Raw genomic sequence first — 26,356 nt, 5'->3', positions numbered from 1 at the left:
GGCCGGGGCTGGGGAGTGGGTTAGAGGCGTTCGAAGCCACGGGTCAGCTCCCAGTCGGTTACCGCCGCGTCGAAGGCTGCCAGCTCCACCCGGGCCTGGTTGGCGTAGTGGGCGACGACCTCGGGGCCGAAGGCTTCCTCGGCGGCCGTCGACTGCTCCCACAGGGTCAGGGCGTCGCGCAGGGTGCCCGGCACGCGTTCGGCCTCCGGGTCGTCGTACGCGTTGCCGGTGCACTCCGGCCCCAACTCCAACTCGCGCTCGATGCCGTGCAGCGCGCCGGCGACCAGCCCGGCGATCGCCAGGTACGGGTTGACGTCAGCGCCGGGCACCCGGTTCTCCACCCGCATGCCCTGCCCGTGGCCGACCACCCGCAGCGCGCAGGTGCGGTTGTCCACCCCCCAGCGCAGCGCCGTCGGGGCGAACGACCCCGGCTGGTAACGCTTGTAGGAGTTGATGTTCGGGGCGAAGAGCAGGCTGAACTCGCGCATCGTGGCCAGCAGCCCGGCGAGCACCCGCTGCCCGGTCTCGGACAGGTGCGCGGGCCCGTCGCCGAGCATCGCCGACCCGCCGGTGGTGTCGCGCAGGGAGAAGTGGATGTGGCAGGAGTTGCCCTCCCGCGCGTTCGGCTTGGCCATGAAGGTGATCGCCATGCCCTCCTGGGCGGCGATCTCCTTCGCCCCGTTCTTGTAAATCACGTGGTGGTCGGCGCAGGCCACCGCCTCGTCGTAGCGGAAGGCGATCTCGTGTTGGCCGAGGTTGCACTCGCCCTTGGCGCTCTCCGGGGTCAGACCGGCGCCGGCCATCTCGGTGCGGATCCGGCGCAGCAGCGGTTCCACCCGGGCGGTGCCGAGCAGCGAGTAGTCCACGTTGTACTGGTTGGCCGGGGTGAGGTCGCGGTAGCCGCGCCGCCAGGCGTCCTCGTACGAGTCGCGGTACAGCACGAACTCCAGCTCGGTGCCGGCGTACGCGGTCAGCCCGTGCTCGGCCAGCCGGCCCAGCTGCCGGCGCAGGATCTGCCGGGGCGAGGCGACCACGTCGCCGGAGCCGTCCAGCCAGGTCAGGTCGGCCAGCAGCAGCGCGGACCCCGGCTGCCAGGGCATCCGGCGCAACGTGCTGAGGTCCGGCACCATCGCGAAGTCGCCGTAGCCGCGCTCCCAGCTCGACATCGCATACCCGTCGACGGTGTTCATGTCCACGTCCACGGCGAGCAGGTAGTTGCACCCCTCGCTGCCGTGCTCGACCACCTGATCGAGGAAGAACGGCGCGTGGAACCGTTTGCCCTGCAAGCGGCCCTGCATGTCGACCAGGGCCAGCACGACGGTGTCGATCTCGCCGGCCTGGACGGCGACCCGCAACTCTTCCAGCGTGAACGGCGTTCTGCTCATCAGCGGGCCTCCATCACAAGGTCTACTGGCAATCCGGATCACCGTCAATGCCCCCGGTCCGATCGGCGGCAAACCACGCGAGGAGTTCTCATGCGTCTTCGAGTCATCCTGGCCGTCGCCGTCCTCGCCGTCGGGCTCGGCACGCCGGCGAACGCCGAGGCGGGCGTGCGGCCCGCGCACGCGGCGGCCACCGCGCTGGGGGCTGGCGATGTCGACTTTTCTGAGCCGCAGGTGGTCGCGACCGGGCTGGAGGCGCCCTGGGGGCTCGACTTCCTGCCCGACGGCAGCGCCCTCGTCGCCCAACGCGACCAGGGCACCGTGCTGCGGTTGCGACCGGGCCGCCCACCCGTGCAGGTCGCCCGGATCGCCGGGGTGGTCGGCGGCGGCGAGGCCGGGCTGCTCGGCCTGGCCGTCTCGCCCCGGTACCTGCTGGACCGGTGGGTCTACGTCTGCTTCACCACCGCCTCGGACATCCGCATCGTGCGGTTCCGGCTGAGCGCGCCGCAGTCCCAGCAGGTGATCCTCAGCGGCCTCGCGCGGGCGTCCGTCCACGACGGCGGCCGGATCGCCTTCGGCCCGGACGGGATGCTCTACGCCGGCATCGGCGACGCCGGCGTTCCGGCCAACGCGCAGAACCTGGCCAGCCGGAACGGCAAGATCTTGCGGATCCGGCCGAACGGCGGCGTTCCGGCCGACAACCCGTTCCCCGGATCGCCGGTGTACAGCTACGGCCACCGCAACGTGCAGGGTCTCACCTGGGACGCGCGCGGCCGGCTGTTCGCCACCGAGTTCGGCCAGAACACGTGGGACGAGGTGAACCTCATCGTCCGCGGCGGCAACTACGGCTGGCCGATCGTGGAGGGTCGGAGCACCGACCCCCGGTTCCGTGATCCGGTCGTCGTCTGGCCCCCCGCCCAGGCGTCCCCGAGCGGCGCCGCCTTCGCCAACGGCACCCTGTTCGTCGCCGCGCTCCGCGGTGCACGGCTGTGGGCGGTGCCGGTGAGTCCGTCCGGTCAGGTCGGCACGCCGTCCGCCGAACTCGTGGGTGCCTACGGTCGTCTCCGTACCGTCGAGAGGGCGCCCGACGGCTCGCTCTGGGTGGCCACCAGCAACCGCGACGGCCGCGGCACGCCGGCGGCGACCGACGACCGCGTCCTGCGCTTCACGACCGGCGAGCGGCAACCGCCGCCCGCCGGTCGCGTCGGATTCCACGCGGGTCCGGCGCAGCCCTGAGCGGGTCCGGCGCAGCCCTGATCCGCCGGCGGGCGGGGGTCAGCCCGGCCCGTCGACCGGCGCCGGGTCGGGCGCCGGCGTCGGGTCGTCGACGGTACGCACGGGACCGGCGAACCACTTCCGGGCCGAGGCGTACCACCAGACGGCGACCACCAGCAGCACCCCGCCCACGGCCAACGGCGCGTAGTTCACCGCCGACCAGGTGAACCCGTCGTTGCCGGGCACCCCGGCGGGCACGATCGGCAGCACGAAGTAGACGGCGATGACCGCGATCTCGATCACCGCGATCCAGCCGAGCAGCTTGTACTTCCGTCCGAGCGTCCACGGCCCGGGGACGAACCGGTCGCCCATCCGCAGGCGCAGCGCGATCGGGATGAGGAAGGACAGGTAGAGCCCGAGGACCGCGACGGAGACCACGGCGTAGAAGGCGATCGGGATGCCGGCCGAGCTCTCGTAGAGCGCCGGCAGGGTGAGCACCAGGCCGGCCAGGGTGGCTCCGATGATCGCGTTGACGGGGGTGCCGTTGCGGTCCACCCGGGACCAGAGTCGCCAGCCCGGCACGGCGCGGTCGCGGCTGAACGCGTACGCCATCCGGCTCATCGAGGTCACGCAGCTCATCCCGCAGAAGAACTGCCCGATGGTGGAGATGATGATGACGATCTTGAAGAAGACCGGTGTGAGCGCGGACTCGAAGATGGCGCCGGAGAATCCGCCGGCGGCGTTGACCGCCTCGACGTCGGTGGCCGCGAAGAGGAACGCCAGCAGCAGGATCCAGCCGCCGACCGCAGAGTAGAAAATGGACTGCCAGAGCCCACGGGCGGCGGCCTGCGAGGCGCCCCGGGTCTCCTCGGAGACGTGCGCGCAGGCGTCGAAGCCGGTGATCGTGTACTGGGTGAGCAAAAAGCCGAGCGGCAGCACGTAGAACCAGAAGGTCAGCCCGCCGGTGTCCCCGTCACCGAAGCCGGAGTTGTTGAACCGCTCGGTGAACACGAACTGGAAGCTCTGGTGGTTGTCCGGAACGAGAACCAGGATGGCCACCACGGCCGCCGCCCCGGCCACGTGCCACCAGACGGAGACGTTCTGGAGCACGTCGATGATCCGGTGGCCGAAGATGTTGATCAGCCCGTGCAGCACCAGGATGACCACGAAGAGCAGGAACGCCTGGCGCAGCGTGCCGGCCCAGCCGTCGAAGAGCGCCGACAGGGTGAGGTTGAGGAAGGTCGCGCAGCCGTAGTCGACCGAGGCGGTGACCGCGACCAGGCCGATCAGGTTCAGCCAGCCCGTGAACCAGCCGTGCACCGGGCGTCCCATGGTGGCGGCCCACCAGTAGATCCCACCGGCGGTCGGATACGCCGACACCAACTCGGCCATGCAGAAGCCGATGATCAGGATGAACAGCGAGATCAGCGGCCAGCCCCAGGAGATGGCGACCGGCCCGCCGTTGTTCCACGCCTGGCCGAACGTGGTGAAACAGCCGGCCAGGATCGAGATGATGGAGAACGAGATGGCGAAGTTGGAGAAGCCGCTCCACTTGCGGCGCAGCTCCTGTTTGTAGCCGAGTTCGGCGAGCCGTCGGGCGTCGTCGTCCATCGGGTGCTCGGCGGTCGGCACGGGCGTCGTGGCCACTGCACACCTCCCTGAGGTGATTCCGCGTACGAGTGCGCAAAGTGTCGACCCAGCCGATCAAGGCGGTCAATACGATGACGGTGGGAATCTCACCGCCGTCGGGCTAATTGCGTTGCCGTCCGGCCACCCCCGCCCGCATCCTTGACCTCGTGACCAGGCCCGATCACGACGGGCCCACCGCTGGGCGCTCGGACCGCCCGGCACCGCGGCGGCGCGGGGCACGTCTCTCTCTCACGTACGGCACTCGGCCGTGCCCGACACCACCCCACGCCGCCGCCCCCGTTTCTCACGGTGATCAAGAGGATTGCGTCAGAATTCGCGTTCTGTCTGACGCAAATCTCTTGATCACCCGGGAAAGAACGGGGTGGGGTCAGGTTAGGAGGAGGCCGGTCAGCCAGAGGGCGGCGATGACCACGCCCGCGAGGAACTCGACCAGCATGGACAGGCCGGCGGCCTTGACGGCCTGCTTCGTGGACGGCCAGGCGAGCTGGTTGCTGCCCAGTCGCAGCCGCTCCGCTGCCCACACTCCGGCGACGAAGCCGAGCACCAATCCGACCACCGGCACCACGAAGAACCCGACGATCCCGAGCACCCCGCCGGCGAGCAGCGTGGACGTCGGCACTCCGGTGCGTTTCAGGTTCCGCCCGGGCCACGCGTACTTGATGACGGTGCCGCCGGCGGCGACCAGCGTCGCGGCGGCGAACACCGCCCAGCCACCCGGGCCGGCGCCGCCGAAGACCGCCCAGACCAGCACCCCGCCCCAGCACAGCGGTAGCGCCGGCAGACCGGGCACCACCACGCCGGCCAGCCCCGCCAGGATGGCCAACGCGGCCACCACGGTCACCGCCGTCTGCGAGTCGGTCAGGCTCACGCTGTCACCATCCGTTGCCGCCGTCGGGCCACGCCGGGCCGGAAAAACCGCGCGCTCACTTCGCCAACCCGCGGCGCAACCGGCCGGTGATCGCCTCAGCTGGCGCCGGAGCGCCGAAGTATCTCCCCTGCCCGGTGTCGCAGCGCAGCGCCCGCAGCCGCTCCGCCTGCACGCCGGTCTCCACCGCCTCGGCGGTGACCCACAGCTCCAGCGCGTGCGCCAACCGGACCAACGCGTCGACGATCCGCTCGTCACGGTGGTCGGCCACGGCGTCCGCCCCGTCGGCGCGAATGCCCTCGACGAACGGACCGGCCAGCTTCAGGCAGTGGATCGGCAGCCGCCGCAGGTACGCGAGGTTGGAGTACCCGGTGCCGAAATCGTCCACCGCGAGCCGGACGCCCAGCGCGGCGAGCCGGTGCAGGCTGCGCAACGGCTCACCCGCGCTACCCATCACGGCGCTCTCGGTCAGCTCCAACTGCAGCAGCTCCGCCGGCAGCCCGCTGGTGGCCAGCGCGTCGGCCACCGTCTCCACGATCGCCGGGTCGTCGGCCTGCCGGCCGGCCAGGTTGACGCTGACCACCAACCGGGCGTCGGGGAACTCCCGCCACCACCGCTCGGCGTCGCGGCAGGCCCGCCGCAGCACCCACTCGCCGAGCCGCACGATCAGGCCGGTCTCCTCGGCCAGGCCGATGAACCGGTCCGGACCGATCAGGCCCAGCTCCGGATGCTCCCAACGGACCAGCGCCTCCACCGCGAGCATGGTGCCCTCTAGCAGCGACACGATCGGCTGGTAGTGCAGCACGAACTCGCCCCGGTCCAGCGCCGCCGGCAACCCGGCGACCAGCGCCGACCGGGCGATGTCCCGAGCGCTGCGCTCCGGGTCGTACACCGCCCACCGGCCCCTGCCCGCGGCCTTGGCCCAGTAGAGCGTGGTGTCGGCGGCCTTCATCAACTCCGAGGCGGTGGTCGCGGCGGCTAAACACTCCACGATGCCCACACTGGCCGAGACGGCCAGTTGCTGGTCATCGACGTGCACCGGGGCGGCTACGGCGGCCAATGCGGCCTCCGCAACGGCCACCGCGTCGCCGAGGTCGTCTCCGCCCTCGACCAGGATGACGAACTCGTCGCCACCCATCCGGGCGACCAGGTGGCGGTGGTCGGCCACGCACTCGGCCAGCCGCCGGCCGATCGTCACCAGCAGCCGGTCACCGAGGTCGTGACCGAGGCTGTCATTGATCGCCTTGAAGCCGTCCAGGTCGAGGAAGCACACCCCGACCCGCCGCCCGGGCCCGGCGGTGTCGAGAACCCGGCCCAGCGTCTCGAAGAACAACGTCCGGTTGGGCAGCCCGGTCAGCGGGTCGTGCAGCGCCTGGAAACGAAGCCGCTGCTGGAGTTCGTACCGCTCGGTGATGTCCTCGATCATCGCGACGGTGAACCGGGGCCGGCCGTCGTCGTGCCGAATCAGCGAGACGGCCAGATCCGTCCAGACCACGCTGCCGTCCTTGCGGTGGTAGCGCTTCTCCACCCGGACCGAGTCCTGCTTGCCCTCGCTCAGCTCCTGGTACAGCTCCCACATCCCGGCGGCGTCGTCGGCGTGGAACAACGCCGACACGTTGGTCGCACACAGTTCCCTGATCGAGTAGCCGAGCATGTCGGCGAACGCCTGATTGACGTCGACGATCCGGCCGTCCACCCCGGCGATGCCGATCCCGATCGCGGCGCCGGTGAAGACCGCCCGGAAGCGGGCCTCGCTGTCCCGCAGCGCCTGCTCGACCTCGTCCCGCGCCTGCCAGGCCGACCGGGCGATCCGCTCCTGCTGGCTGAAGGTGCGGTCACGCAGCGCACGGGCGAACCCGGCGGCCAGGCCGCCCTGCACCGCCGCGATCCGCTCGGTCAGGTCCGCCGGCTCGTCGGCGGCGGCCAGCACCCGGCGGGGAAAATCCGCACCGAGGGCGCGCAGCGACCACTCCAGCGCCCGGGGCTCGGTGAGGTGCGCCTCCACCAGTGCCCGCCCGACCTCCTCGCCTGGGCGGGCCGAGAACGGGTCGGCCCGTACCGCCTGGGCCAGCCGGACGGTGTGCACCAGCAGCAGCCGCTCGGTCTCGGCCGCGCTGAGCGGCACGAAACCGAGACGGCGTACCGCGCGGGCCCAGTCGGCGGCGTAGCCCTGGGCGTCGCCCCGGCCGGCGTCGCCCCCGGTCGGATCCGCGACGGCGGCCACGGGATCAGCCGGCTGGCTGGTCGTACCGGGCGACGCCCCCGAAGGCGCCGAACCGCTCCGGGTGCTCGTCCACATCGGACGGCGAATCCGGACGCCAGAGCGGCATGTGCACGACGCCCGGTTCGAGGACGGTCCAGTCGCCGAAGAAGCCGGTGACCTGGGCGCGGGACCGCAGCGTGATCTCGGTGTCCGTGCGCGAGGAGAGCCGCTGGGCGTCCAGCATCTCCTGTGGCTGGTCCTCGAAGGTGGAGTGGGAGATGACCAGGAAGCTGCCGGGTGCGGCGGCGGCCCGCAGGGTGGCCAGGATGTCCTCGGGCCGGTCGGCGTCCGGGATGAAGTGCACGACCCCGGCCAGCAGGATGCCCATCGGGCGGCTGAAGTCGATCAGCCCCAGCTGGCGGGTCTCGGCGAGGATCCGCTCCGGTTCGCGCAGGTCGGCGTGGATCACCCCGGTCAGGTCGTTGCCGGCGAGCAGTTCCCGGCTGTGCGCGACGGCCACCGGGTCGATGTCGACGTAGACGACCCGGGCCTTGGGGTTCGCCCCCTGGGCCACCTCGTGCACGTTGCCCACGGTGGGAATTCCGGAGCCGATGTCGAGGAACTGGTCGATGCCGGCGTCGAGCAGAGCCCGGACGGCCCGACGCAGGAACTCCCGCCCCGAGCGCATGGTGGCGGCGAGATTCGGGGTCATGCTGGCGATCTGCTCAGCCAGCCGACGGTCGATCTCGAAGTTGTGCGCCCCGCCCAGGAAGTAGTCGTACACCCGGGCCGCGCTCGGCCTGGTCAGATCGATCTCGGTCGGCAGTCCGTCCGGCATCAGCGTGCTCCCCAGTTCATCGCCGCGGCGCGGGACGGCACCGGCGTCGGCGGGCACGCGCGACCACCGGTCGACCCGCGGGTCGTGTGGTGTCGACCACTCTAGGCCGCGGACTCCCCCGTCCGGGAGATCCCTTCACGCTCTTTCCGCGCTCAGACGGCCGACTCCAGCAGCAGCGAGATGCCCTGCCCGACCCCGATGCACATGGTGGCCAGCGCCCGCCGGCCACCGCGGCGGCGCAGCTCCAGGGCGGCGGTCAACGCCAGCCGGGCGCCGCTGGCGCCCAACGGGTGCCCCAACGCGATGGCGCCGCCGTTCGGGTTGACGTGCTCGGCGTCCGCGGCCAACCCCAGCTCACGCAGCACCGCCACGGACTGCGCGGCGAACGCCTCGTTCAGCTCCACCACGTCCACCGCGCCCAACTCGACGCCGGCGCGGTCGAGCAGCTTGCGGGTGGCCGGCACCGGGCCGATCCCCATGATCCGGGGCGGAACGCCGGCCGCCGCCGCGCCGCCGATGCGGGCCAGCGGGGTGAGGCCGTACCGGGCCACCGCGGCCTCGCCCGCCACCAGCAGCGCGACCGCCCCGTCGTTGACGCCGGAGGAGTTGCCGGCGGTCACCGTGCCGCCCTCGCGGAACGGGGTGGGCAGCGCGGCGAGCTTCTCCAGCGAGGTCTCCCGAGGGTGCTCGTCGACCTCGACCAGCCGGGTCTCCCGGCGGCCGGCCGGCACGGAGATCGGCACGATCTCCTCGGCGAACCGGCCGTCGGCCTGGGCCTTGGCCGCGCGCTGCTGCGAGCGGTACGCGAAGGCGTCCTGCTCGGCCCGGCTGACGCCGTACTCGGCGGCCACGTTCTCCGCCGTCTCCGGCATCGAGTCGATGCCCCAGCCGTCCCGCATCAGCGGGTTGACCAGCCGCCAGCCCAGCGTGGTGTCGTGCACCTCGGCCGAGCGGGAGTACGCCGACGTCGCCTTCGGCATGACGAACGGCGCCCGGCTCATGCTCTCCACCCCGCCGGCGACCACCAGCTCCGCGTCCCCGGCCACGATGGAACGGGCGGCGGTGGCGAGGGCGTCCAGCCCCGAGCCGCAGAGGCGGTTGACCGTGCTGCCCGGCACCTCTTCGGGCAGGCCGGCCAGCAGCGCCGCCATCCGGGCCACGTTGCGGTTGTCCTCGCCGGCCTGGTTGGCGCAGCCGAGCACGACGTCGTCCACGCGGGCCCAGTCCACCGACGGCTGCCGGTCGACCAGCTCGCGGATCACGTGCGCGGCCAGGTCGTCGGGACGGACACCGGCCAGCGCGCCGGCGTACCGGCCGATCGGGGTGCGGACACCGGCCACCAGGTATGCCACGGTCATCGCGAGTCCTTCGGGGTGGAGACGGCGGGGGTGGAGGCGCCCACCGGGGTCGTGCGGGCTGCCAGCCGCCAGGATATCCGCGCCCACAGCCGATAGGTTGACGGCATGGCCCGGGCCCAGTTCAGCGCAGAGACCAGCGGCGGCGGCGCGTTCGTCCGCCAGCCCAACCGGTTCACCGGCCGGGTCACGCCGGACTCGACCTCCCCGCCCGGCGGTGGCCCGGACGAGCAGGACCGCTGGCCGCTGGAAGCCGGCCGCTACCGGCTGATCTGGTGCCGCGCCTGCCCGTGGGCGCACCGGGCCCGGATCGTGCGCGGCCTGCTCGGGCTGGACGACGCGATCTCGCTGGGCACCGTCGACCCGATCCGCGACGAGCGGGGCTGGGCGTTCGCCCTCGACCCGGACGGCTTCGACCCGGTGCTCGGCGTCAGCTTCCTCTCCGAGGCGTACCTGGCCACCGACCCGGACTACACCGGCCGGGTGACCGTTCCGGCGCTGGTCGACACGCTGACCGGCCGGGTGGTCACCAACGACTACCCGCAGCTCACCCTCGACTTCTCCACTGAGTGGCGGCGGCTGCACGCCCCGGACGCGCCGGACTTGTACCCGGTCGAGATGCGCGCCGAGATGGACGCGTTGATGGCCGAGATCCACACCGACGTCAACAACGGCGTCTACCGGTGCGGCTTCGCCACCTCGCAGGAGGCGTACGACGAGGCGTTCCGGGCGCTCTTCGCCCGGCTGGACGCGCTCTCCGACCGGCTGGCCGGGCAGCGGTACCTGATGGGCGACACGATCACCGAGGCCGACGTGCGCCTGTTCACCACGCTGGTCCGCTTCGACGCCGCGTACCACGGGCATTTCAAATGCAACCGGCAGAAGCTGACCGAGATGCCGGTGCTCTGGGCGTACGCCCGGGACCTGTTCCAGACCCGGGGCTTCGGCGAGACGGTGGACTTCGACCACATCAAGCGGCACTACTACGGCACCCACCAGGAGATCAATCCGAGCGGCATCGTGCCGCTCGGACCGGACGAGTCCGGCTGGATCACGCCGCACGGGCGTGGCTGAGCCGGCTCGGCCCGGCACCACGACCGCGCCGGCAACCCGGGCGGACGTCGCGCGCCGGGTCGCCGGGTGGGCCGCCGCCGGCGCCGGACTGGCCGGTGCGGTCGCGGTGACGGTCGCGGTGATCGCCGGTCCAGGGCCGGGGGTCACCGGGTACGTCAGCGAGGCGGGCATCGCCGGCAACGGCCACGCCACGACGTACCGGTTCGGGATCCTCGCGCTGGCCGGCTCGCTGCTGCTGCTCGCCGCGGCCCTGCCCCCCGGGGTGCGGGCGGCGCCCGCGCTGCTCGCCGCCGGTGCGGTGTTCACCGCCGCGTCCGGGTCGGTGACCTGCTCCGCCGGCTGCCCGCTGCCACCGTTCGAGCGGGCCACGGTCGCGGACCTCGTGCACGGCGGCGCGAGCATCGCGGCGACCGCGTCGGTGGTGTTCGCCATGGTCGCGCTCGCCGTGTCCGGCCCGGTCGATCGGGCGGTACGCTGGCTGTCCGGCGGGGCCGCCGCGCTGAGCCTTCCGCTGTGCGCCACGGTGGGGCTGGCCCTGCTCGTCATCGGTCGGGGCGCCCTGGTGGGCGTGCTGGAGCGGCTGATCCTCGCGCTGGCGATCCTGTGGGGCCTCACCACCGCCGCCGCGCTCGCCCTCACCCGCAGGTGAGAAGGGCCCTCGTGTGCGGCTGGCCGGTGCGCGTGTAAGGAGCGTCACCCCGACTGCTCCTTGCGATGACCCGCCATCGGCGTATCGTCGGCTGGCGATGACCAATGTCTGGGACCTTACCGTTCGCCTGTATGTCGATCTTCGACTGCAGGCCAGCGGCATCTGTCCGGCGTAGCTGCGCTCCCACGCCTACCCCGTTCAGCCCAGACAATTGGATCAATTCTCATGCCCTTCGGCCTGCGCAAGATTCCCTTCTCCGTGCAGATCCTGCTCGGCCTCGTGCTCGGCGTGGCGCTCGGCTTCCTGGCCCGCACCAATGACCTGAGCTGGCTCACCAGCACCCTGCACACCGTCGGCAGCCTCTTCGTCCAGCTCCTCAAGCTGGCCGTGCCGCCCCTGGTCTTCACCGCCATCGTGGTCAGCGTCGTCAGCCTGCGCGGCGTGGCCAACGCCGCCCGGCTCGCGCTGAAGACCCTGATGTGGTTCGGCATCACCGCACTGATCTCGGTGGCCATCGGCATCGGCCTCGGCCTGATCGTCAACCCGGGCCGGGGCGTGACCCTCGACCTGGGCGGCGCCGCCCCGCCGAAGAACACCGGCTCGTGGACCGACTTCCTCACCGGCATCGTGCCCACCAACCCGGTCGGCGCGTTCGTCGAGGGCAACGTGCTCCAGATCGTCTTCCTCGCCCTGGTGGTCGGTGCCGCGGCGCTGCTGGTGGGCGACGCCGCCGAGCCGTTCGTGGCGCTGAACCGCTCGCTGCTGGAGATCGTCCAGAAGGCGCTCTGGTGGGTCATCCGACTCGCCCCGATCGGCACCCTCGGCCTGATCGGCAACGCCGTCGCCTCGTACGGCTGGGACCTGCTGGCCCCCCTCGCGAAGTTCACCACCGCCGTCTACGTCGGCTGCGCCATCGTGCTGTTCGTGGTCTACCCGCTGGTGCTGATCACCGCCGGCCGGCTCAACCCGCTGCGCTTCTTCGCCGGCGCGTGGCCCGCGATCGAGCTGGCCTTCGTGTCCCGCTCCTCGGTGGGCACCATGCCGGTTACCCAGCGCTCCGTCGAGCGGCTCGGCGTGCCCCGTGAGTACGCCTCGTTCGCGGTGCCGTTCGGCGCCACCACGAAGATGGACGGCTGCGCCGCGATCTACCCGGCACTGGCCGCGATCTTCGTGGCCCAGGTGTTCGGCGTGGACCTCGGCATCACCGACTACCTGCTGATCGCCTTCGTCTCGGTGGTCGGCTCGGCGGCCACCGCCGGCCTGACCGGCGCGATCGTGATGCTCACCCTCACCCTGAGCACTCTGGGCCTGCCGCTGGCCGGCGCCGGCCTGCTGCTGGCCATCGACCCGATCCTGGACATGGTCCGGACCGCCACCAACGTGGCCGGGCAGGCGCTGGTGCCGACCGTGGTCGCCGCCCGGGAGGGCACCCTCGACCGGGCCGCGTACGAGTCCGCCGGACGGCGGGACCTGACCGACCCGGAGCCGGTCGCCGACACCCGGCCCGAGCGGCGGGACGAGCTGAGCCCCGTCCCCGCCTGACCAGTTCGCATCGACGGCGACGGGCCCCTCCCCGAGGGGCCCGTCGCCGTTTCCGAGAGGATGACGACATGAGCTCCCTGTTCACGCCGCTGGCCCTGCGCGCGGTCACCCTGCCCAACCGGATCGCCATGGCGCCGATGTGCCAGTACACGGCCGGTCCGGACGGTCTGCCCACCGACTGGCACCTGATCCACCTCGGCAGCCGGGCGGTGGGCGGGGTCGGGCTGGTGCTGACCGAGGCGACCGCCGTGCTGCCGGAGGGCCGGATCAGCCCGCAGGACACCGGGCTGTGGTCCGGCGCCCACGTCGACGCGTGGCGGCCGGTGACCGCGTTCGTCGCCGAGCACGGCGCGGTGCCCGCGGTTCAGCTCGCGCACGCCGGGTTCAAGGCCTCCACGTACCGTCCGTGGGCTCCGAACCGGGGCGGCGTGCCGGACGCCGAGGGCGGCTGGACGCCGGTCGGCCCCGGGCCGGAGCCGTTCGTCGCCGACTACCGGACGCCGACCGCTCTCGACGCGGCGGGCATCGCCGGCGTGGTCGAGGCGTTCGCCACCGCCGCCGAACGTGCCCTGGCCGCCGGCTTCGCGGCCGTGGAGATCCACGCCGCGCACGGCTACCTGCTGCACGAGTTCCTCTCGCCGCTGACCAACCACCGCACCGACGCCTACGGCGGCGACCGGCCCGCCCGGATGCGGCTCACCCTGGAGGTGGCCCGCGCGGTGCGCGCCGCGGTCGGAGAGAACGTCCCGGTGCTCACCCGGATCTCCGCCACCGACTGGGTCGAGGGCGGCTGGACGATCGAGGACAGCGTGGTGCTCGCCGGCGAGCTGGCCGGTGTGGGCGTGGACCTGGTCGACGCCTCCTCCGGAGGCGTACATCCGGACGCCCGCATCCCGCTCGGCCCCGGCTACCAGGTGCCACTGGCCGCCCAGATCCGCCGCGAGGCCGGCGTGCCGACCGGCGCGGTCGGCCTGATCGTCGAGCCGGAGCAGGCTGAGCAGATCGTCGCCGGCGGCGAGGCGGACCTGGTGCTGCTCGGCCGGGAGTTGCTGCGCGACCCGTACTGGCCGCGCCGGGCCGCCGCCAAGCTCGGCGTCGCGTACAGCGGACCCGCGCAGTACGCCCGCGCCTCCTGATTCCCGCCGGTCGGGCGGCTGCCAGGCACGGCAGCCGCCCGACCGTCAGCCGGCCAGGTGCGACCAGTCGCCCTCCAGGTCCTGCCAGGTGCCCTGGGCCGCCACCGTGCCACCGAGCAGCACCACCACGTGGTCGGCCCGGACCAGCGCGGCGCGCTTCGCGGTCGAGCCGACCACGGTCACCCCGTGCGCGCGCAACGCCTGCCACAGCGCCAGCTCGGTGGTGACGTCCAGCGCCGACGACACGTCGTCGGCGACCAACAGTTCGGTACGCGGCGCCAGCGCCCGGGCCAGCGCCAACCGTTGCAGCTGACCGCCGGACAGCCGCGTGCCCTTGTGCCCGATGAGCAGGCCCAGCCCACCACCCGCGGCGGCGAGGTCATGGTCGAGCTGGGCGGTGCTGACCGCCCCGGCGGCGTCCACCTGGTGGCCGAGCGCGATGTTGTCGGCCACCGTGCCGGAGAGCACGCGGGGCAGCTGGCCGACGTAGCCGACCTGGTTGGGGCGCAGGAACAGCTCCGGCTCGGTGACCGGGTCACCGTTCCAGGACAGCTCGCCGGTGTGGTGCACGATCCCGGCCAACCCCCGCAGCAGCGAGGACTTGCCCGAGCCGACCGGGCCGACGACCAGAACCAGCTGCCCGCGTTGCACGGTCAGGTCCACGTCCCGGACGGCGACAGTGCCGTCGGAGTGCACCACGCCGAAGCCGCGCAGCTCCAGCCGGCGCAGCGGATGCCGTGGCGGCGGCGTCGGCGCGGGCGCCGTCCCGGCGGCCAGGTCGACGGCGGGCACCCCGGCGGAGTACGCGTCCACCCCGGTCATCGCCACCGTGCGTCGGGTCCAGACCCGCGCGGAGGGCAGCTGGGAGATCAGCGACGCGGTGGTCCAGGCGAACCAGCGGGCCGCGCCGAGGGTGGAGACGGCCACCAGCACCGCCCCGGCGGAGAGCTCGCCGGTCAGGTAGAGCGCCCACGCGCCGATCGGCAGCAGGCCACTGGCCACCGACGGCGTGGAGCGCGACCACACCTGCACCGAGATCTCCCGCCGCTGCCGGTCGCTGCGCAGCACGTCCAGATCAGCGAGGTGGCGCAGCACCGCCGCGGTCGCGCCGGCGAGCTTCACCGTCCGCGCCGCGGAGAGCGCGCTGACCAGCGCGGTGGCGAAGGCGGCCCGCGCCGCGACCGTCGCCCGGGCCGCACGCTCGAGCTTCGGCCCGAACAGCGTCGCGGCCAGCCCGGAGACGACCATCGTGCCGAGGAAGAACAGCGCCGGTACGACGCTGCCGGTGACCGCCGTCATGGCGACCACCAGGACCAGCGCGACGGCCTGGTCCAGCACGTTGTCGGCGAGTTGGACCACCCGCTCGGTGTCACCGCCCTGCGCCACCACCTCCGCCGGGGTGTGCGAGCTGACCCGCCGCGGCCCGGTCTGGCCGTGCACCAGGCGCAGGCCGATCCGCAGCATCTGCCGCACCCACCACTGTGGGAACCAGACGTGGGTGTAGTACGGCAGCGGGAGGGTGACCAGGAGCCCGGTCACGATCCCCAGCGCCGGCAGGTACGGGTTGCCGGTCCCGTCGACCAGGTCGGCCCAGAGCCAGGGCAGCACCGGACCGTCCAGTCCGAGCAGGCTGAGCCCGAGGAACAGCACGATCGCGGCCAGCCCGTACCGGGGGTCGTTGGTGCAGAGCCGGAAGATCTCCCGCAGGGTCCGGGCCGGCGGGACGTGCGGCAGCGGCGGCGGGTCGGCACGTTTCGGCTCGACCGGCTCGACCGGCTCGACCGACGTGGCCGGCTCGACCGGCGGGGCCAGCTCGACCGGCGGGGTCACCGGCCCGCTCGGCCAGGCATCGACCGGATCGGGGGCGACCAGCAGGTCAGTGCCGGCGCCGCTGCGGCCAGCCGGCACCGCTGCCGCGTACGCGGCGGCGTGGCTGGTCGCGAGCAGCTCGGCGAAGCGAGTCGACGTTTCCAGCGGGCCGGCCTCGACCACCGCGCCGTCGGCCAGCACCACCACCTCGTCACAACGACGCACCGAGGAGAGCCGGTGCGCGATGACGATGCCGATCCGGTCGCGCAGCAGCCGTTCGGTGGCCCGCTGCACGCGTGCCTCGGTGACCGGGTCCAGTCGCGCGGTGGCCTCGTCGAGGATCACCACGTGCGGGTCGCGGACCAGGATCCGGGCGAACGCCACCAGTTGCTCCTGACCGGCGGAGAGCACGTGCCCGCCCTCCCCCAGCCGGGTCGCCAGCCCCTCCGGCAGTTCGGCGATCCAGCCGGCCAGGCCCAGTTCGTCCAGCGCTCGGGCCGCCGCGTCGAGCAGCTCCGGGTCGAAGAGCGCGACGTTCTCGGCGAGCGTGCCGGCCAGGATCTCGGTGCGCTGCGGCACCAGCGCCACCCAGCGGCGCAGCTGCTCGACGTCGAGGTCGCACAGGTCGGTGCCGCCGAGGAAGACCGTTCCCGGCGGCACGTCGACGGCCCGGGTGAGCACCTTCGCCAGTGTCGACTTGCCCGAACCGGTCCGCCCGATCAGCGCGTACGAGCGGCCACGCGCGAAGGTGAGGCTGACCCCGCGCAGCGCGGCTCCCCGGCCGCTCTCCGGCCCGCTCACCTGGTACCCGAACGTCAGGTCACGGATGCGCAGGTCACCGTCGATCGGGCTGGCCCCGCCGACGGGCTCCTGCCGGGCCTTCTGGAGCAGCTGCACCCGGGCCCACGCGCCGAGGGCCTCCTGGAGCTCCGGCACCATCCGGCTGACGTGCTCGGCGGTGGCCCCGAAGGCGAGGGCGAGCAGCCAGATGGCGGTGAGACGGGCCGCGTCGATCCGGTCGGTGGCCAGTGCCCAGGCCCCGCCGAGCACCACCACCCCGATGCCGGCCCGGATCGTCGCGGTCGCGGCCGTCGCCACGCGGGCGGACAACACCCAGACCAGGCGGCCCCGGGACAGCACGGCGGCGGCCCGCCGCGCGTACAACCGCAGCACGTACGGCCGGGCCAGACTGGTCCGTACGTCGTCCTGGCCGTGCACCGCCTCCTCCATCACCGCGGCCAGGTCCGACCAGGCCTCCTCCTCGGCCATGCGGGCCGGACCGATCCGCGCCGTGGGCCGACGCAACCCGACGCCGAGCACCACCGTGAGCAGGAGCATGGCGATCCCGGCCGGCCACCACACGGCCAGCGCGACGATCATCGACAGCAGGCCGACGCACAGCCCCTGGGCGAGTCGGGTGCCCTGGTTGCGGACCGCCGACGCCACCTGGTAGACGTCGCCGTCGATGCGGTCGAGCAGCTCACCCACCGGGGTGGTCTCCAGGGTGGGCAGGTCCTGCCCGAGCGCGACCCGGCAGAGCCGCCGGCGCACGTCGGCGGACCAGTCGGCGGTCAGGCCGGCCATCAGCAGGCTGACCGCCAGGTCGGTGAGGACCACGGCGACCAGCGCCGCGGCCAGTACGGCGAAGAAGCCGGTCGAGCGATGCACGAGCACCGCCCCGGCCAGGGCCGAAGCGCCCGCCTGACCGGCGGCGCCGAGTGCGATCAGGATGACCACGATCGTCAGGCGACGTGGCGAGGTGCCCCACAGATCACGGAGCAGGCGCATCGGAGTCCTCCGGACGTGGGTGACGGAGAACTCAGCGTGCCTGTCGGGACCCTGTCCACTCAACCGATTTAACCGCTCTGAGCAGGGCTTCCGGCACGTCCCTCGCGTCGGGATCCGTCGTTCGCGCCGATCTCTGCGTCGGCGAATCCCGCTGCTGCTTTCGGGCGGTCCCGGTGGACGTCGCCGCGGCTGCCCGTCCGGGGCGGTCGGTCCTGCGAGCCATATACCTGTGAGTCATAAATATGCCTGTGAGGTATCGGGCTCGTTGACGAGTTCGCCCGGACTCGCCCGGAAGTGCGTCTTCGGGGGTTGATCCACTCGATATCGGCGATGTCGCGGTATCCAGGGCGTGCGGATGCCCCGATATCGGCGATACCGAGTCGATCAACCCGCAACCAGCCCATCCCAGGCGGCACCGACCCGCGAGCCCAGTCCGGCCTGTCCGGTATGGGGTGGTTTGACAGTGGCCGGGTGCACCCGGGGGCTGGAATCGTGGCGGGCGCGGGGTCGTTACACACCCTGACGATCGCAGCACCACCGCCAGATCACCCACCCCTCGGGGCTGGGATGACAGCGAGGTCGGGATGGAATGCCCCGTGGGTGCGCGTCGTTGCAGACCCCCGACCGACGGACCAGCACCCGCTCGCCCGAGGGTGCCGACGGGCGGGCCAGCCGCGGAATGACCCCGGCCCGGCGGTCGTTACAGATGGACCCGGCGCCACGAGCCCCGCTTGTCGGCCGCCGACCTTAAGACTTTTCCCCCGTGTATGAGAGCGCCGGACGAGGTGCTTGCACCCCACGTGCCGTTCCCCCGAACAAGGGCGCGTGTGGTGTCTACCCCCCGAAGGAGCAACCCTCATGAACACGATCATTCGTAAGAGCATGCTGTCCGTTGCTGGTCTCGCCTTCGCCGGTGGTGTGTTCGCCGGTCCGATCGCCGCGCACGCCGCCCCGGTCGAGGGCAAGCCCGCCGCCGTTGCGGTGCAGACGGTCAAGGCGCAGGGCCCGCAGTCGCACATCGAGCTCAACGACGAGCAGACCGCCAACGTCAAGGCGATCATCGCCGCCACGAAGAAGGCCGGCCTGCCCGAGCGGGCCGCGGTGATCTCGATCGCCACGAGTCTGCAGGAGTCGAAGCTGGAGAACCTGGGCCACCTCGGCGACCGCAACGACCATGACTCGCTGGGCCTGTTCCAGCAGCGCCCCTCCAGTGGTTGGGGTACGCCGGAGCAGATCACCGACCCCGAGTACTCGACGACCGCGTTCCTCAAGGGCCTCAAGCAGGTCGACGGATGGCAGGACATGGCCCTGACCGACGCCGCGCAGACCGTACAGGTCTCCGCCTACCCGGACGCCTACGCCCAGTGGGAGCAGCAGGCTGCTGACCTGGTCGCCCAGCACTGGAACAGCTGACCCACCACCGCACCACAGCACCGCGTGACACCGACTGGCCGGCACCCCGCACCCGGGGTGCCGGCCAGCGGCATGTCCACGACCGGATCGTGGACGGACGGGCGGGCGGCGGACCGGGAAACGGGCGGTCAGAAGAGGACTGTGGCGAGGGTGCCGACCGGCTGGAAGCCGCAGCGTTCGTAGACCCGGCGGGCCGGCAGATTGAAGTCGTTGACGTACAGGCTGACTGTCGGTGCGACCCGCAGGAGCGCGTCGCGCACCACGGTCGCCATCGCGGCGGTGGCGATCCCGCGGCCCCGCCACTCGGGCGCCACCCAGACGCCCTGGACCTGCGCGGTCCGCTTGGTGACCACGGCCAGTTCGGCCTTGAACACGACCTTGCCGTCGACGAAGCGGGCGTACGCCCGGCCGGCACGGACCAGGTCGTTGACCCGCCTGCGGTAGCTGCGCCCGGCGTCCTCGGCCAGCGGGGAGACGCCGACCTCCTCGGTGTACATGGCCACCGCCGCCGGAAAGAGCCGATCGACCTCACCGGCGCGGACCTGGCGCACCTCCGGGTCGACCGGTACGGCCGGCAGCGCGTCGGTGGCCAGCAGCGGCTGGTTGGGGCGGACGTCCCGGGCCGGGCCCCAGATGTCGGAGAGACGGTCCCACAAGCCGAGGACGGCGTCAGCGCGGCCGACGATGGAGGAGCAGAGGCGCTCCTCGCCGGCTAGCAGGTCGGCGAAGGCGGCCACTGCGGCGTCGGTGGCGAGCACCGGAGTGAGGTTGCCGCCGAGCCAGCAGAGCGATTCGAGGTTGCGCCGAGCACCGTACCCCAGGATCCGGCCCTCGGCCCGCCACCAGGACAGCCCGCGCGCGGCGATGCGCTCGGCGACCTGCGCGCCCGCGAACGGGTCCAGGTCGAGCAGTCGCTCGACCGCGCGGCGCTCCGATTCCCCCAGTTGCCGTACCGGCACCGTCAGCACGTGTACCAGCCTGCCAGATCGCACCCCCACCCCGCCGGCCGAGTGGCGAGGCCGGTCTCAGACCGTCACCGGCTCGTCGGCCGGGCTGGTCGACCTGGTCCGGCCTGCCCATCGGACGACCGGGGGCACCAGGGCACCGAGCAGGAGGAACAGCCCACCGAGCACCAACCAGCCGGGCACACCCCAACCGAGCGCGAGGGTGGTCACCACCACCGGTGCGAGCATCTTGCCCAGCTCGTAACCCATGCCGTACGCCCCCTGGTACTGCCCCTGCGCGTCCGGCGGCGCCAGCCCGAACGAGATCCCCCATCCGGCGGCGGAGTGCCACAGTTCCCCGATCACGTGCACCAGTGCCCCGCAGCCGAGCAGGCCCACAGCGCCGACCGTCGGAAGCGCGCCGCTCGCGGCGAAGAGTACGCAGGCCAGCGCGATGGCCACCCCCGCACGGCGGGCGGCGCGGGCTGCCCCCGGCAGGGTGACGGCGCTGCGCGCGGCGCGTACCTGGAGGAGCACCACCAGGACGGTGTTGACCAGCGTCAACGCGGAGATCATCCAGGCGGGTGCGGCGGTGTGCCCGGCGATCCACAGCGGCAGGGCGATGGTGAGCAGGCTGAAGTGCATGGACATCAGCCCGTCGAGCAGGGTGAAGGCGAGGAACGGGCGGTCCCGCAGGGCGATGAGCCGGGGTCCCTGCGTCGGGGCCGCGACCGGCGCGACGGTGGGCAGGCGGACGAAGACCGCCGCGGCGGCCAGCGACGCCACCGCCGCGGTCAGGATCAGCGCGACGTACCCGGCGCGGGTGTCGGCGGCGATGGCGAAGCCGCCGAGGACGGCGCCGACGGAGATCCCGACGTTGGTGGTGGCACGCAGGTAGGCGCGGGTGTGCACGCGCTGGTCGGCCGGGATCGCGCCGGCGATCAGCGCGCCCCGGGCACCGCGCTCGACCGCGTCGGCGAGCGCCGTGGCGGCGCCCACCAGCAGGAAGGCGGGGAACGACCGCACGGCGATCAGGCCTGCGGTCAGGGTGCCGGCGGCGATCAGCCCGCCGACCTGCGCGCCGCGCGGGCCGAGGCGGTCGGCCAGGTAGCCGCTCGGCGCGCTGGCCAGCACGCCGACCAGGGCCGAGATGGTCAACCCGACGCCTACCTGGGTCGCCGACAGGCCGACGGACCGGGTGAGGAAGAGCGCGCTGGACACCAGCCAGAGGCCCCGACCGACGGTCTTGACCAGGGTGCCGAGGGTGAGGACCCGGGCCGGGCCGTGCGGGGGAAGCAGGCGCATGACCGACACTCTAACAATACGTACGTACGGTTTGTAAAGCACGGACTTGTCGACGATGCATTGCCGATATATCGTTGATGCATCAGCGACAGTACGCAGAGAGGAAGAGCCTCATGAGGTTCCATCGACAGCAGCACCCCCTGCACGAGGCGCGGATGCGGGGCTTCGGCTTCCCGCCCGGCCCGCACGGCCACGAGCACGGCGGCCCTTGGGGCGGCCGGGGTCGAGGCCGCGGCCGGGGTCGCCGCCCCAACGTCCGGGGCGCCGTGCTGGCCCTGCTCACCGAGCGGCCGATGCACGGCTACGAGATGATCCAGGAGATCGACTCCCGCACCGGCGGTGCCTGGCGTCCGAGTCCTGGTTCGATCTACCCCACCCTCCAACTGCTGGAGGACGAGGGGGTGATCGTCGCCAGCACGGAGGAGTCCGGCGGCGGGCGGAAGCGATTCACGGTCACCGAGGCCGGTCAGGCCGAGGCCACCGAGGCCGCGCAGACCCCACCGTGGGCGGACGTCGCCCAGGGCACGGTGAGCAGCTGGCACGACATCCGCGACTCCGGCGCGCAGGCGATGAACGCCCTGCGCCAGGTGATGATGAACGGCACGGACGACCAGCGGGAGCGGGCCGCCCAGGTGCTCGACGAGACCCGGCGCAAGCTGTACGCCATCCTCGCCGAATCGGAGTGAGCTCGAGCAGAGCTGCCGCCCCGCTGGGGCGGAGCACCGCCACCGCCACACGCGAAGGAGCGGCCGTTCCCCTTCGGGAACGGCCGCTCCTTCGTACGGCGGCGGTGCGGTGGATCAGTGCACGGTGACGGTCGGGCCGGTGATCAGCCCGCGCAGCTCCTCGGGAAGTTCGGCGCCCATCTCGTCGGCGATCCGCAGCGCCTCCTCGATCAGCGTCTCCACGATCTGCGCCTCGGGCACCGTCTTGACGACCTTCCCCTTGACGAAGATCTGGCCCTTCCCGTTGCCGGACGCGACGCCGAGGTCGGCCTCGCGGGCCTCGCCCGGACCGTTGACGACGCAGCCCATCACGGCCACCCGCAGCGGCACCGGCAGCCCTTCCAGACCGGCGGTGACCTCCTCGGCGAGCTTGTAGACGTCCACCTGGGCCCGGCCGCAGGACGGGCAGGAGACGATCTCCAGGCCGCGCTCGCGCAGCCCCAGCGACTCCAGGATCTGGTTGCCGACCTTGATCTCCTCGACCGGCGGGGCGGACAGCGACACCCGGATGGTGTCACCGATCCCCTCGGCGAGCAGGGCGCCGAAGGCGACCGCCGACTTGATCGTGCCCTGGAAGGCCGGGCCGGCCTCGGTGACGCCCAGGTGCAGCGGGTAGTCGCACTGCTCGGCCAGCTGCCGGTACGCCCGGATCATCACCACCGGGTCGTTGTGCTTGACCGAGATCTTGATGTCCCGGAAGCCGTGCTCCTCGAACAGCGAGCACTCCCACAGCGCCGACTCCACCAGCGCCTCGGCGGTGGCCTTGCCGTACTTGCTGAGCAGCCGCTTGTCCAGTGAGCCGGCATTGACGCCGATCCGGATGGGCGTACCCGCGGCGGAGGCCGCTGCGGCGATCTCCTTGACCTTGTCGTCGAACTGGCGGATGTTGCCCGGGTTGACCCGGACCGCCGCGCAGCCCGCGTCGATCGCGGCGAAGACGTACTTGGGCTGGAAGTGGATGTCGGCGATCACCGGGATCTGCGACTTCTTGGCGATGGCCGGCAGCGCCTCGACGTCGTCCTGGGACGGCACGGCCACCCGGACGATCTGGCAGCCCGACGCGGTCAGCTCGGCGATCTGCTGGAGGGTGGCGTTGACGTCGGAGGTGAGGGTGGTGGTCATCGATTGCACGGACACCGGCGCGCCGCCGCCGACCGGGACCGAGCCGACCATGATCTGGCGGCTCGCCCGGCGGGGAGCGAGCGGCGGGGGCGGTACGGCAGGCATACCGAGACTGACAGCGGTCACTTCAGCACTCACCTTGGGAAGAGCGTGATCGGGTTGACGACGTCCGCGGTGATGGTCAGCAGCGTGAACACGCCACCGATCAGGATCACCACGTACGTGAAGGGCATCAGCTTGAGGTAGTCGACCCGCCCGGGGTCGGCACGGCCGATCCGCGCGTAGAGCCAGGACCTGGCGCGTTCGAACCAGGCGATGGCGATGTGACCGCCGTCCAGTGGGAGCAGCGGCAGCAGGTTGAACACCCCGATGAAGAAGTTCAACGAGATGAACAGCGTCACGAAGAGCAGCCAGGCCTTGTTTGCGAACGCCTCGCCGCCGAGCCGGCTGGCGCCGACGACGCTGATCGGGGTGTCCACGTCACGCTCGCCGCCGGTGATGGCGGTCCAGAGGGCGGGGACCTTCTGCGGCAGCCGCTGCAACGCCTGGACCGTGCCGACGGCCAGTTCGCGGGTGAAGTCGCCGGTGGCGCCGAACGCCTCGACCGGACCGTACGTCACCCGGGTCGGCGTGGTGGGCACGAGGCCGACGCCGAGTGCGGCGACCGGGGCGACGGTGCCCTTCGGGTCGTCGAGCGGCGGGCGCTGGGTCTGCGCGAGCACGGTGCTCGTCTTCGCCGGCTGCCCGTCGCGCACGTAGTCGATCTGGGCGGTCTCGCCGGGCTTGAGCCCGCGCAGGGTCACCAGCAGCTCGCCGTAGTTGTTGATCGGCGTGCCGTTGATCGAGGTGATCCGGTCGCCGTCGCGCAGTTGGGCCTGGGCGGCGGGGCTGGCGACGTCACCCGGGGCGCAGGCCCGCGGGGCGTTCTCGGGGACCACGCATTCGGACAGCGCGATCACCGCCGGCTCCTGGCGGATCTGCGCCTCGGTGGTGGGGAAGTCGCGGTTGGGCAGGCCCAGCGACACGGCGGCGATCCAGATCGCGATCAACGCCAACGCGAAGTGGGTGATCGAGCCCGCGGACATCACGATCGTCCGCTTCCAGACCGGGTAACGCCACATCGCCCGCGGCTCGTCGGCCGGGTCGACGTCGTCGTCCTGCGCCGTCATCCCGACGATCTTGCAGAAGCCGCCGAGCGGAATGCCCTTGACGCCGTACTCGGTCTCACCCCGCTTGAACGACCAGAGGGTGGGGCCGAAACCGACGAAGTACTTGGTGACCTTCATCCCGAACGCCTTGGCGGTCAGCATGTGACCCGCCTCGTGCAGGCTCACCGAGACGAGGATGGCCAGGGCGAAGAGCGCCACCCCGAGCAGGTTTGCCATCAAATTCCTTCCACCGAACCCGCGATGATCTCCTGCGCGTGCGCACGCGCCCACGACTCCGCCGCGAGCACGTCCTCGACGGTACCCGGTTCGTCGAAATCCGGAGCCTCCTCCAACACCCGTTCGAGGGTGTCGACGATGCCCAGGAACGGCAGCCGACCGGCCACGAACGCCTCGACGCACTCCTCGTTCGCCGCGTTGTAGATCGCCGGGCGGCAGTGGCCGGCCTCCCCGGCGGCCTTGGCGAGCGCCACGGCCGGGAAGGCCGCGTCGTCCAGCGGCGCGAACTCCCAGGTGTGCGCGGTCGTCCAGTCGACCGCGGTGGCGGCCCCCGGAACCCGCTCCGGCCAGCCGATGCCCAGCGCGATCGGCAGCCGCATGTCCGGTGGGCTGGCTTGGGCGATCGTCGAGCCGTCGGTGAACTCGACCATGGAGTGGATCACCGACTGCGGGTGCACCATCACGGTGATGTCGGAGTAGGGCACGTCGAAGAGTTCGTGCGCCTCGATCACTTCCAGGGCCTTGTTGACCATCGTGGCCGAGTTGATCGTGACGACCGGCCCCATGTTCCAGGTCGGGTGGGCGAGCGCCTGATCGGGCGTGACCTCGGTCAACTCGTCGCGCCGCCGCCCACGGAACGGTCCGCCGCTGGCGGTGACGATCAGCCGGCGCACCTCGCCGCGCGACCCGGAACGCAGGCACTGGGCCAGCGCCGAGTGCTCCGAGTCGACCGGGACGATCTGCCCCGGCCGCGTCACCGCGGCCTTGACCAGCGGGCCGCCGGCGACGAGCGACTCCTTGTTGGCCAGGGCGAGAGTACGACCACCGCGCAGCGCGGCCAGCGTCGGCGCGAGCCCGAGCGAGCCGACCACCCCGTTGAGCACGATGTCGCACGGCCACTGGGCCAGCTCGGTCATCGCGTCCGGCCCGGCCACGATCTTGGGAAGCTTGAAATCGCCGGTGGCCCAGCCGCGCCGGCTCGCCTCGGCGTAGAACGCCAGCTGGAGGTCCTGCGCGGCGGACGCCTTGGCCACCCCGACGGCGTCGACGCCCAGTTCGAGGGCCTGCGCGGCGAGCAGTTGGACGTTGCCACCTCCCGCGCCCAGGGCGACCACCCGGAACCGGTCCGGGTTGCGCCGGACGATGTCGATGGCCTGTGTGCCGATCGAGCCGGTGGACCCGAGCAGGACGAGGTCGCGGGGGGAAGTCACCGTGCCATTCTTCCCCACGGTCGCTGGACGCCCGCTGGGAGCCTCAGCCCGCGCCGGCCACCTGCGCGGTTCCGACGGCGGTCAGGCGGGGCTGACGCAGAAGACGACGTCAAGGTAGCCGGAGCGCTTGGCCCAGTTCGAGTAGTGGTAGTCGGCGAAGCCGGGCGCCTGGGCCTCGCACAGCGCGTCGGCCTGCGCCTCGTCGGCGACGGACTGCTCGATGCGAGCCAGGACCCGCCACGTCCCGGATCCGCACGGGGTGATCTCGTACACCACCGTGGCCGCCTCGCCGACGTTGCGCACACACTGCCCGACCTGCACGAACTGTTCGTCGCCGCTGGCCCTCGCGGAGGGCGGAGCCGCCGGGGTCGGGCTGGCGTCGGCGCTGGCCTGCGCCGAGGGCGTGTCACGGGAACCGGCCCACTCGATCACCTGGAACACCACGCCCACGATGCCGGCGATCGCGGCGGCCGCCCCGAGCCAACGCAGCACGGCGCGCAGCCGGCCCGAGGTGGTTTCGTCATCCATGCCGACCTCCGACCTGTCGCTGCCCGGCCCAACCTGAGCCGGCGCCGATTTTCGATGTCCACGATGGCACGGGTCGGCAGCGGTTCCGCACACCGTGGCGCGTCGGGGCGTCCCCACTGACGCCCGGCCCGCGGCCTGTCGACGCAGGTCATCGGCCCTGCGGCGGTCGTGGCCGCCGAGCCTGGGCGACGCCGACGGGCGACCACTGTCCGATGTC

At 72.3% G+C, this 26,356-nt stretch carries 20 protein-coding genes; 7 read left to right on the top strand and 13 right to left on the bottom strand.

Annotated features, from left to right (window positions below; genetic code table 11):
• Positions 1–20: 20 nt before the first annotated feature.
• On the bottom strand, positions 21–1,385 hold the full coding sequence (locus EAD89_RS24690; protein WP_121677372.1) for a glutamine synthetase family protein: 1,365 nt from the start codon (positions 1,383–1,385) through the stop codon (positions 21–23).
• A gap of 90 nt (positions 1,386–1,475) precedes the next feature.
• Here EAD89_RS24690 and EAD89_RS24685 point away from each other — a divergent pair, with 90 nt between their 5' ends.
• Positions 1,476–2,618 carry a sorbosone dehydrogenase family protein gene (locus EAD89_RS24685; protein WP_121677371.1) on the top strand — a complete coding sequence of 381 codons (1,143 nt, stop codon included), beginning with the start codon at positions 1,476–1,478 and terminating at the stop codon, positions 2,616–2,618.
• A 39-nt stretch (positions 2,619–2,657) separates the two neighbouring features.
• Here EAD89_RS24685 and EAD89_RS24680 read toward each other — a convergent pair whose 3' ends face one another.
• The 5 genes from EAD89_RS24680 to pcaF all read right to left on the bottom strand — a co-directional run bounded on the left by EAD89_RS24680 (position 2,658) and on the right by pcaF (position 9,511).
• Complete coding sequence (locus tag EAD89_RS24680) at positions 2,658–4,244, bottom strand: amino acid permease (protein ID WP_121677370.1); 1,587 nt, start codon at positions 4,242–4,244, stop codon at positions 2,658–2,660.
• 370 nt (positions 4,245–4,614) lie between these two features.
• A complete protein-coding gene (locus tag EAD89_RS24675) occupies positions 4,615–5,115 on the bottom strand; it encodes a DUF456 domain-containing protein (protein WP_121655211.1) in 501 nt (166 codons plus the stop codon).
• Between the two features lie 55 nt (positions 5,116–5,170).
• Entirely contained in the window at positions 5,171–7,336 is a 2,166-nt protein-coding gene (locus EAD89_RS24670) for a bifunctional diguanylate cyclase/phosphodiesterase (protein ID WP_121677369.1), read from the bottom strand.
• Positions 7,337–7,340: 4 nt separating this feature from the next.
• Complete coding sequence (locus EAD89_RS24665) at positions 7,341–8,153, bottom strand: SAM-dependent methyltransferase (protein WP_121677378.1); 813 nt, start codon at positions 8,151–8,153, stop codon at positions 7,341–7,343.
• 152 nt (positions 8,154–8,305) lie between these two features.
• Positions 8,306–9,511 carry a 3-oxoadipyl-CoA thiolase gene (gene pcaF / locus EAD89_RS24660; RefSeq protein ID WP_121677368.1) on the bottom strand — a complete coding sequence of 402 codons (1,206 nt, stop codon included), beginning with the start codon at positions 9,509–9,511 and terminating at the stop codon, positions 8,306–8,308.
• Between the two features lie 105 nt (positions 9,512–9,616).
• On the opposite strand from pcaF, the gene EAD89_RS24655 reads away from it, so the two are divergent.
• From EAD89_RS24655 to EAD89_RS24640, 4 genes are all read left to right on the top strand, one after another.
• A complete protein-coding gene (locus EAD89_RS24655; protein WP_121677367.1) occupies positions 9,617–10,582 on the top strand; it encodes a glutathione S-transferase family protein in 966 nt (321 codons plus the stop codon).
• Complete coding sequence (locus EAD89_RS24650; RefSeq protein WP_121655215.1) at positions 10,575–11,231, top strand: DUF998 domain-containing protein; 657 nt, start codon at positions 10,575–10,577, stop codon at positions 11,229–11,231. Before EAD89_RS24655 ends, EAD89_RS24650 begins: the two co-directional genes overlap by 8 nt.
• 237 nt (positions 11,232–11,468) lie before the next feature.
• Positions 11,469–12,773 carry a dicarboxylate/amino acid:cation symporter gene (locus tag EAD89_RS24645; protein WP_199733615.1) on the top strand — a complete coding sequence of 435 codons (1,305 nt, stop codon included), beginning with the start codon at positions 11,469–11,471 and terminating at the stop codon, positions 12,771–12,773.
• Between the two features lie 68 nt (positions 12,774–12,841).
• Entirely contained in the window at positions 12,842–13,909 is a 1,068-nt protein-coding gene (locus EAD89_RS24640) for an NADH:flavin oxidoreductase/NADH oxidase (protein WP_121677365.1), read from the top strand.
• 45 nt (positions 13,910–13,954) lie between these two features.
• Here EAD89_RS24640 and EAD89_RS24635 read toward each other — a convergent pair whose 3' ends face one another.
• Complete coding sequence (locus EAD89_RS24635; RefSeq protein ID WP_121677364.1) at positions 13,955–17,506, bottom strand: ABC transporter ATP-binding protein; 3,552 nt, start codon at positions 17,504–17,506, stop codon at positions 13,955–13,957.
• A gap of 858 nt (positions 17,507–18,364) precedes the next feature.
• Between EAD89_RS24635 and EAD89_RS24630 the strand changes: the two genes are divergently transcribed.
• Positions 18,365–18,919 carry a hypothetical protein gene (locus EAD89_RS24630; RefSeq protein ID WP_121677363.1) on the top strand — a complete coding sequence of 185 codons (555 nt, stop codon included), beginning with the start codon at positions 18,365–18,367 and terminating at the stop codon, positions 18,917–18,919.
• Between the two features lie 128 nt (positions 18,920–19,047).
• Here the strand turns inward: EAD89_RS24630 and EAD89_RS24625 are convergent, their stop codons facing one another.
• Both EAD89_RS24625 and EAD89_RS24620 read right to left on the bottom strand, forming a co-directional pair.
• The gene (locus EAD89_RS24625; RefSeq protein ID WP_121677362.1) at positions 19,048–19,887 is read right to left on the bottom strand and encodes a DUF4081 domain-containing GNAT family N-acetyltransferase; all 840 of its coding nucleotides are present in this window, start codon (positions 19,885–19,887) and stop codon (positions 19,048–19,050) included.
• A gap of 57 nt (positions 19,888–19,944) precedes the next feature.
• Entirely contained in the window at positions 19,945–21,168 is a 1,224-nt protein-coding gene (locus tag EAD89_RS24620; protein WP_121677361.1) for an MFS transporter, read from the bottom strand.
• Between the two features lie 113 nt (positions 21,169–21,281).
• On the opposite strand from EAD89_RS24620, the gene EAD89_RS24615 reads away from it, so the two are divergent.
• A complete protein-coding gene (locus EAD89_RS24615) occupies positions 21,282–21,854 on the top strand; it encodes a PadR family transcriptional regulator (protein WP_074317838.1) in 573 nt (190 codons plus the stop codon).
• 114 nt (positions 21,855–21,968) lie between these two features.
• Here the strand turns inward: EAD89_RS24615 and ispG are convergent, their stop codons facing one another.
• From ispG to EAD89_RS24595, 4 genes are all read right to left on the bottom strand, one after another.
• Positions 21,969–23,141 (bottom strand): flavodoxin-dependent (E)-4-hydroxy-3-methylbut-2-enyl-diphosphate synthase, encoded by a 1,173-nt coding sequence (gene ispG, locus EAD89_RS24610; RefSeq protein ID WP_121655221.1) that lies wholly within the window; start codon positions 23,139–23,141, stop codon positions 21,969–21,971.
• Positions 23,142–23,149: 8 nt separating this feature from the next.
• On the bottom strand, positions 23,150–24,400 hold the full coding sequence (locus EAD89_RS24605; protein WP_121677360.1) for an RIP metalloprotease: 1,251 nt from the start codon (positions 24,398–24,400) through the stop codon (positions 23,150–23,152).
• Positions 24,400–25,611: a 1-deoxy-D-xylulose-5-phosphate reductoisomerase gene (dxr, locus tag EAD89_RS24600; protein WP_121677359.1), complete on the bottom strand. Its 1,212-nt coding sequence runs from the start codon at positions 25,609–25,611 to the stop codon at positions 24,400–24,402. Before dxr ends, EAD89_RS24605 begins: the two co-directional genes overlap by 1 nt.
• An 81-nt stretch (positions 25,612–25,692) precedes the next feature.
• On the bottom strand, positions 25,693–26,139 hold the full coding sequence (locus tag EAD89_RS24595; RefSeq protein WP_121677358.1) for a hypothetical protein: 447 nt from the start codon (positions 26,137–26,139) through the stop codon (positions 25,693–25,695).
• Between the last annotated feature and the right edge of the window lie 217 nt (positions 26,140–26,356).

The sequence above is a fragment of the Micromonospora sp. BL4 genome, from assembly GCF_003667505.1.
GTDB lineage: Bacteria > Actinomycetota > Actinomycetes > Mycobacteriales > Micromonosporaceae > Micromonospora.
Note: the sequence above shows the minus strand (reverse complement) of the source record. Positions and strands in the feature narration are given on the sequence as shown.